Source organism: Cellulomonas iranensis NBRC 101100 = JCM 18110, assembly GCF_001552375.1.
Taxonomy (GTDB): Bacteria; Actinomycetota; Actinomycetes; order Actinomycetales; family Cellulomonadaceae; genus Cellulomonas; species Cellulomonas iranensis.
Window position 1 is genome coordinate 24381 of the sequence record NZ_BCRB01000044.1, and the last position, 6817, is coordinate 31197.

Sequence of the window (6817 nt, forward strand, 5' to 3'; positions counted from 1 at the left end):
GCACGGCGACGGTGCCCTCGTCGTTCCCGGGGGGGTGCCCCCTGTGGACGGGCGCCGACGGCCGACGTCGCGCACTGCCAGGGTGTCCGGCATGCGACGACCGGCACCCCTCCAGCTGCGTCCCGGCCTGCCCGTGCTGCCCCGCGGCGACCGCGAGGTGCAGGTCGGCCTCGACCCCCGGTGGGCCGTGCGGCTGGTCGACCTGCCGCCCGCCGAGGCGGCGCTGTGGTCGACGGTCGACGCCACCACGGACCTGACGGCGCTGCCCGCGCGGGCCGGGGACGCCGGCGCCGACCCCGCGTCGGTGGCCGCGACGGTCGACGACCTGCGACGCGCGGGCCTCACCCGGGTGCCCCCGCCGGGGCCCGGCACCGCGGGGCCCGCGGGCGCCGACGCACGCGCGTGGTCCCTGCTGGCGGTCGACGGCGGCGGTGACGCGGTGGTCGCGCGACGTGCCGACGCCGTCGCGGGTGTCGTGGGCCTGGGCCCCACCGGCCTGGGCGTCGCGCGGCACCTCGCTGTCGCGGGCGTCGGCACGCTGCTGCTCGACGACGACGCGCCCGTGTCCCCCGCCGACGTCGCGGGCACCCACCGCTGGTCGGACGTCGGCACGCCCCGCGCGCTCGCCGCCGCCCGTGCGCTGCGCGACGCCGTGCCCGGCGTCCGGGTCGACGGCGACGCCGAGCCGGACGTGGTCGTGGTGGTGGAGCACCACGCGGCCGACCCCGGGCGGGCGATGCTGCTCATGAGCGCGCAGGTGCCGCACGTGCCGGTCGTCGTGCGCGACGCCGACGCGATCGTCGGCCCCGTGGTCCGGCCCGGCCTGGACCCGTGCCTGCGGTGCCTCGACCTGCACCGCACGGACGTCGACCCCGCGTGGCCGACGGTCCTGCGGTCGCTCACCTCGGCCCGCGCCCCGGCGGTCACCGAGGTAGGCGTGCTCGCGGGCGCGGCGGCCGCGCTCGCCGCGGCACAGGTCCTCGCCCTGCTCGCGGGGACAGTCCCGGCGCTCTGCTCGGCGAGCGTCGAGCTCGCGCTGCCGGACCTGGTCGCGCGCGAGCGCCGCTGGGCCACGCACCCGGCGTGCGGGTGCGTGACGCCACCGGGGACGACGGACGCCGGGCCGCGCGAGGCGTGACCTCGTGCGACCCGGCGTCATGGGCGGGTGCTGGTGGGTGCCGTGGGCGGGCACGTCCGTGGCCGTCCGGCCTCAGGCGGCGGTGGCGTCCTTGCGCGGCCGGCCGCGGCCGCGCTTGGTCGGGACGACCACACCACCGACGAAGACCTGACCGCCCCAGACGCCCCACGGCTCGGCCCGCTCGACGGCGCCGGCCAGGCAGCCCTCGATGAGCGGGCACTCGCGGCACAGCGCCTTGGCGCGTTCCACGTCGGCCTGGCGCTCGGCGAACCACAGCTCGGGGTCGCCCGAGCGGCACGGGATGAGCTCGGCGACCATCTGGTCGAACTGCGCATCGGTCGTCGCGGTGCTGCCGGTGGGCCAGGGGCCGGATCCGCCCTGGTTCACGGTGTCGAGCAGCGTCGTGAGCCGCACGATGTCCTCCTGGTGTCCTTGCGGGGTGAGCTGGGGGAACCGGATGCCGGGCCGCTCACCCCCGGCGACTGCCGGAGGACAAGAGAAAGGCCGCGGATCCGAAGGGGTTCGGACTCCGCGGCCTGCACGCCGTGCGTGGCTGCTGCTACGGGGTCCTGTGTCGAAGATCGGTGCGGGACGTCGCGGGACGCTGACGGAACTTCTGCCCGACGATGGGCAGAGCGATCCCCTGGAAACCGAAAGTGGGCGCAAGGGTCCGTGCGTACGCGTGCTGCGTCGCCGACATCACGATCGTCGTGGTCTCCATCTGTGCACCCACCTCCTCTCTGGGGAGGGGTCCCGCCTCTTCGGCAGCACCCCGCGAACAAGGACGTGACCACACTAGGGCGGCCCGTCGAGACGTCACAAGCGAATTACCGCAACTTCGTCCGAGCACTTCTCGCGACGTCCGGATCGTCCTCGTCCGCGACGACCCGCAGCAGCTCCTCGCCGTACTCGCGCAGCCGCGTCGCACCCAGCCCCTGGACGTGCCGCAGGTCCGCGGGCGTGGACGGCATCGCGGCCGCGACGGCCTCCAGGGCGACGTCGGGCAGCACGCGGAACGCCGCGACGCCCCGCTCGTCGGCGACGCGCGCACGCCAGCCGCGCAGCCGCTCGAGGACCTCGGGGTCCGCGACCGCGGTCGTGCGGCGCGCGCCCAGCCGCACGCGGTCGCCGGGCCACAGCCCCGCGAGGAACCGCGAGCGGCTGCGCGTCGAGCGCGACCCCGGCGTGCGCGACGCCGCGTACGAGACCTCGAGGTGCGTGCGCGCCCGGGTCACGCCGACGTACAGCAGCCGCCGCTCCTCGGACACGGCCGCCTCGGTCTGCGCGAGCGAGATCGGCAGCAGGCCGTCGGACAGCCCGGCGAGGAACACCGCGTCCCACTCCAGCCCCTTGGCGGCGTGCAGCGACGCGAGCGTCACGCCGTCGACCGTCGGCGCGAGCTGCGACGCCGCGCGGTCGTCGAGCTCGGCGACCAGGTCGGCCAGCGTCACGTCGCCGCGTGCGGCCACCAGGTCGTCGGCGAGACCCACGAGCGCCTGCATCGCGTCCCACCGCTCCCGTGCGGCCCCGCGCGCGGCCGGCGCCTGCGCGGCCCAGCCGACCGAGGTCAGGATGTCGCGCACGGTCTGCCCGAGGGGCACGTCGGGATCCGCCGACCGGGCCCCGCCGCGCAGCAGCACGAGCGCGTCGCGCACGTCGCGCCGCGAGAAGAACCGCTCGCCGCCGCGCACCTGGTACCCCACGCCCGCGGCCGCGAGCGCCTGCTCGAACGCCTCGGACTGCACGTTGGTCCGGTACAGGACGGCGATCTCGCTGGCCGGCACGCCCGACGCGATGAGGCGCGCGGCGCGCGCGGCGATCCCGGCGGCCTCCGCCTCGTCGTCCTCGTAGGCCGTGAAGCGCACGGGCGGGCCGTCGGGCTGCTGCGCCACGAGGTGCAGCGGCACGGGGTCCGACGGACGCCGGGTCGCGGTGAGCACGCGGTTGGCGAGGTCGACCACCTGGGGCGTCGACCGGTAGTCGCGCACGAGCCGCACGACCCGCGCACCGGGGTGGTGGCGGCCGAACGTCAGCAGGTGGTGCGGCGTCGCGCCCGCGAACGAGTAGATGGTCTGGCTCGGGTCGCCGACCACGCACACGTCGTGGCGCCCGCCGAGCCACTGGTCGAGCAGGTACTGCTGCAGCGGGCTGACGTCCTGGTACTCGTCGACCACGAAGTGCCGGTACTGCGCGCGCACCTCCTCCGCGACCTCGCCGCGCTGCGCGAGCATCGCCGCGAGCAGCAGCAGCACGTCCTCGAAGTCGATGACGCCGCGCTCGGTCTTGACGTCCTCGTACGCCGCCATCAGGCGCGCCACGGCCTGCGCGTCCTGACCCGCGGGCGTCGGCCGCCGCGCCGCCGCGGCCGCCCGCTCGTAGTCCTCCGCGGTGACGAGCGACACCTTGGCCCACTCGACCTCGGCGGACAGGTCGCGCACGGCGACGCGGTCGACGCCCACGCCGACCCGGCGCCCGGCCTCGGCGATCAGCGTGGCCTTCTGCTCGACCAGCCGCGGCGGTGCGCCGCCGACGACCTTGGGCCAGAAGTGCCCGAGCTGGCGCAGCGCCGCCGCGTGGAACGTGCGCGCCTGCACGCCGCTCGCCCCCAGGTCGCGCAGGCGGACGCGCATCTCGCCCGCGGCGCGTGCCGTGAACGTCACGGCCAGCACCGACGCGGGGCGGTAGACGCCCGTGCGCACGCCGTACGCGATGCGGTGCGTGATCGCACGGGTCTTGCCGGTGCCCGCGCCCGCGAGCACGCAGACGGGGCCCGTCAGGGCGGTGGCGACGGCACGCTGCTCGGGATCGAGCGCGTCGAGGAGGGAGTCGGCGGACATCGTCGACCAGTCTCCCAGCACCCGCCGACACCCGGGGCCGCCGACTCCCGGCGCGCGTGCGAGGATCGAGGGACGACGACGCAGCACCGCCGTCGGCACCGTGAGGCACCTGCGAGGAACCATGACGACCAGCACCCCGGCACCCGGCACCGTGACGATGTACTCGACGACGTGGTGCGGGTACTGCCACCGGCTGCGCACGCAGCTCGACTCCGCCGGCATCGCCTACGACGTCGTCGACATCGAGCAGACGCCGGACGCCGCGCAGCTCGTCGAGTCGCTCAACGGCGGCAACCAGACCGTGCCGACCGTCGTGTTCCCCGACGGCTCCGCCGCGACCAACCCGTCGCTCGCCGAGGTCCGCGAGCGCCTCGGCCTCTGACCGTCCCACCGGGCCGAGCCACGGACGTCAGCCGGGCAGCGGGCCGCCGTACCACTGCTCGATCAGCGCGCGAGCGATCGACGCCCCGCCGGGCAGCACCACGTCGCCCGCGTCCACCGCGGCCGCGAGCACGGCGCGCGTGAACCAGCGCGCGTCGGCCATCTCGACGCCGTCGACGCGAACGTCGGTCGTCGTCGCGCGCCCGCGGAACCCGAGCATGAGCGAGGCGGGGAACGGCCACGGCTGGCTGCCTGCGTACTCGACCTCGCCCACGACGACGCCGGTCTCCTCGTGCACCTCGCGGCGCACGGCCTGCTCGGCGGCCTCACCCGCCTCGACGAAGCCCGCGAGCGTCGACCACCGGCCCGCCGGCCACGCCGCCGCGTGGCCCAGCAGCAGGCGGTCGTCGGCGTCGACGACCGCCATGATCACGGCCGGGTCCGTGCGCGGGTAGTGCTCCGAGCCGTCGACGTCGCACACGCGCGACCAGCCCGCCTGCGCGGTGCGCGTCGGCGCGCCGCAGCGCGGGCACCGCGGGTGCCGGTCGTGCCACGCGTCGAGCGCGACCGCGGTCGTGGCGAGACCCGCGTCGTGCGCGTCGAGCAGCGCGCCGACCACGCGCAGCGAGCGCCAGCCCGACCGCGCGACGGGCCCGTCGGGCAGGTGCACGAGCACGTCGGCCGGTTCGCCGCCCGCCGGCAGCGGGTGCGCGTCCGGCAGCCGGACCGCGAGCACGCGCGTGCCGTCGTCCTCGGCGCCGAGCAGCAGCCACGCGTCGTCGGGCTCGGGCGCCGGTGCCGCGCCGGCCGCGCCCTCGCGCCCGGCCGCGAGCAGCGCGGCCGCACCCGCCGGGTCGAGCCAGCGCACGTGCGCGTCGTCGTCGAGCAGCAGCCCGCCGTCACGCACCGCGAGCACGCGCGTGCGCGGGTCGGCGCGCGCGTCGTCGAGCGCGCCGGGCAGCGCACGCAGCTCCGCGGCACGGTCGACGGAAGCGCGTGCGAGGGGCAGGTCGACGAGGGCGGGCGGGGCGGGGGCGGACGGGACGGGGGCCGGGCGGGTCACGTCCGTCACGCTACGCCGCGCACCGCGCGGGACGGGACGGAACGGCACGGCACGGGACGGGACGGGACGGGACCGCACGGTCCGAACGGCGCGGCGGCGCAGGGCCGGACCGGGCGGCACGGCGCAGCACGGGGCCGGGCGGCGCGGCACGGGACCGGACCGGACGGCACGGCGCGCTACGGGGCCGGATGGCACGGGCCCGGACCGGACGGACCGAGCCGGTCCGTCCGGCACCGCGACGCCCCGCCGGGACGACGCGGTCGAGACGGGCGTCCCGGACGAACCGGGCGCCGACACGCGGGGGCGCGCCGCACGGGACACGCCGTACGGCGTCCTACCCTGACGCACGTGACCCGTTCGCCCCTCGCACTCGCGGCCCTCGCGACCGTCGCCCTGCCGGGCCTCGACGCGTACGACGTGCGCCGGCCCCTGCAGCCGGGCACGGACTTCGACGTGGCCGTCGTGATCGACGCGCAGCGGCAGCGGTGGGTCGTGCGCGCGCCGCAGCACGCCGTCGCGGGCGCCGCCCTCGAGGCGGAGGTCGCGCTGCTCGACGCCCTCGGGCCGTTCGCCGACGACGGCCGGCTGCCCTTCGCGGTGCCCCGCCCGGCGGGGTTCGCGCACCTGCCCGAGGGCGGGCGCGCGTGCGTCCACCGCGAGGTGCCGGGCCGTCCGCTGCGGCTCGAGAGCCTGCGCCCCGGCCCGGGTCTCGCGGCCGCGGTGGGGCGTGCGCTCGCCTCCGTCCACGAGCTGCCGACGTCGGTCGTCGAGAACGCGGGCCTGCCCGTGTACGACGCCGCGGGCTACCGCGAGCGCCGCCAGGCGGAGGTCGACGAGGCCGCCCGCACGGGGCTCGTGCCCGCGTCGCTGCTGCGCCGGTGGGAGCAGATGCTCGAGGACGTCGCGATGTGGCGGTTCCGGCCGACGGTCGTGCACGGGGACCTGTCGAGCGACCACGTGCTCGTGCAGGACGGCGCGGTCGCGGGCGTGCTCGACTGGGGCTCGGCCATGGTCGCCGACCCGGCGGACGACCTGTCGTGGCTGCTCGTCGCGGCCCCGCAGGACGCGGTCGACGCGATCCTCGAGGCGTACCTGCTGCGTCGCACCGAGCTGACCGACCCGCACCTGGCCGACCGCGCGCTGCTGGCCGGCGAGCTCGCGCTCGCGCGGTGGCTGCTGCACGGCGTGCGCACGCACCAGCAGGACGTCGTCGACGACGCCGTGCAGATGCTGCACGACCTCGACGAGCACACGCGCGCGGAGGAGACCGCGGCCGCCCACTGACCCTCGCCCGGCCGACGACCGTCCGACGGTCGGCCCGGACCGACGCCCGGACCGTCAGCGACGACGCGGACCGCGCTCGGGGCACGCCGTCGGCGCGGCCGCGCGCATCCGGCC

Annotated in this window: 6 protein-coding genes; 3 read left to right on the forward strand and 3 right to left on the reverse strand. The window is 77.4% G+C overall.

From position 1 onward, the window contains the following. Positions 1-91 precede the first annotated feature (91 nt). Positions 92-1138 carry a ThiF family adenylyltransferase gene (locus tag CS2_RS10685; protein WP_156442094.1) on the forward strand — a complete coding sequence of 349 codons (1047 nt, stop codon included), beginning with the start codon at positions 92-94 and terminating at the stop codon, positions 1136-1138. 72 nt (positions 1139-1210) lie between these two features. Here CS2_RS10685 and CS2_RS10690 read toward each other — a convergent pair whose 3' ends face one another. After that, the gene (locus CS2_RS10690; protein ID WP_046528850.1) at positions 1211-1552 is read right to left on the reverse strand and encodes a WhiB family transcriptional regulator; all 342 of its coding nucleotides are present in this window, start codon (positions 1550-1552) and stop codon (positions 1211-1213) included. 413 nt (positions 1553-1965) lie between these two features. After that, positions 1966-3975: an ATP-dependent helicase gene (locus tag CS2_RS10695; RefSeq protein WP_070319982.1), complete on the reverse strand. Its 2010-nt coding sequence runs from the start codon at positions 3973-3975 to the stop codon at positions 1966-1968. A 121-nt stretch (positions 3976-4096) separates the two neighbouring features. Between CS2_RS10695 and CS2_RS10700 the strand changes: the two genes are divergently transcribed. Continuing rightward, complete coding sequence (locus CS2_RS10700; protein WP_046528852.1) at positions 4097-4357, forward strand: mycoredoxin; 261 nt, start codon at positions 4097-4099, stop codon at positions 4355-4357. 27 nt (positions 4358-4384) lie between these two features. Here CS2_RS10700 and nudC read toward each other — a convergent pair whose 3' ends face one another. Next, entirely contained in the window at positions 4385-5419 is a 1035-nt protein-coding gene (gene nudC / locus CS2_RS10705) for an NAD(+) diphosphatase (protein ID WP_070319986.1), read from the reverse strand. 348 nt (positions 5420-5767) lie between these two features. Here nudC and CS2_RS10710 point away from each other — a divergent pair, with 348 nt between their 5' ends. Then, the gene (locus CS2_RS10710) at positions 5768-6703 is read left to right on the forward strand and encodes a phosphotransferase (RefSeq protein WP_070319983.1); all 936 of its coding nucleotides are present in this window, start codon (positions 5768-5770) and stop codon (positions 6701-6703) included. The last annotated feature ends 114 nt before the right edge of the window (positions 6704-6817 follow it).

Excerpts from the sequence above, each read along its gene's own strand:
- CS2_RS10700 (WP_046528852.1), top strand. The coding sequence starts at position 4,097 with ATGACGACCAGCACCCCGGCACCCGGCACCGTGACGATGTACTCGACG.
- CS2_RS10685 (WP_156442094.1), top strand. The coding sequence starts at position 92 with ATGCGACGACCGGCACCCCTCCAGCTGCGTCCCGGCCTGCCCGTGCTG.
- CS2_RS10695 (WP_070319982.1), bottom strand. The coding sequence starts at position 3,975 with ATGTCCGCCGACTCCCTCCTCGACGCGCTCGATCCCGAGCAGCGTGCC.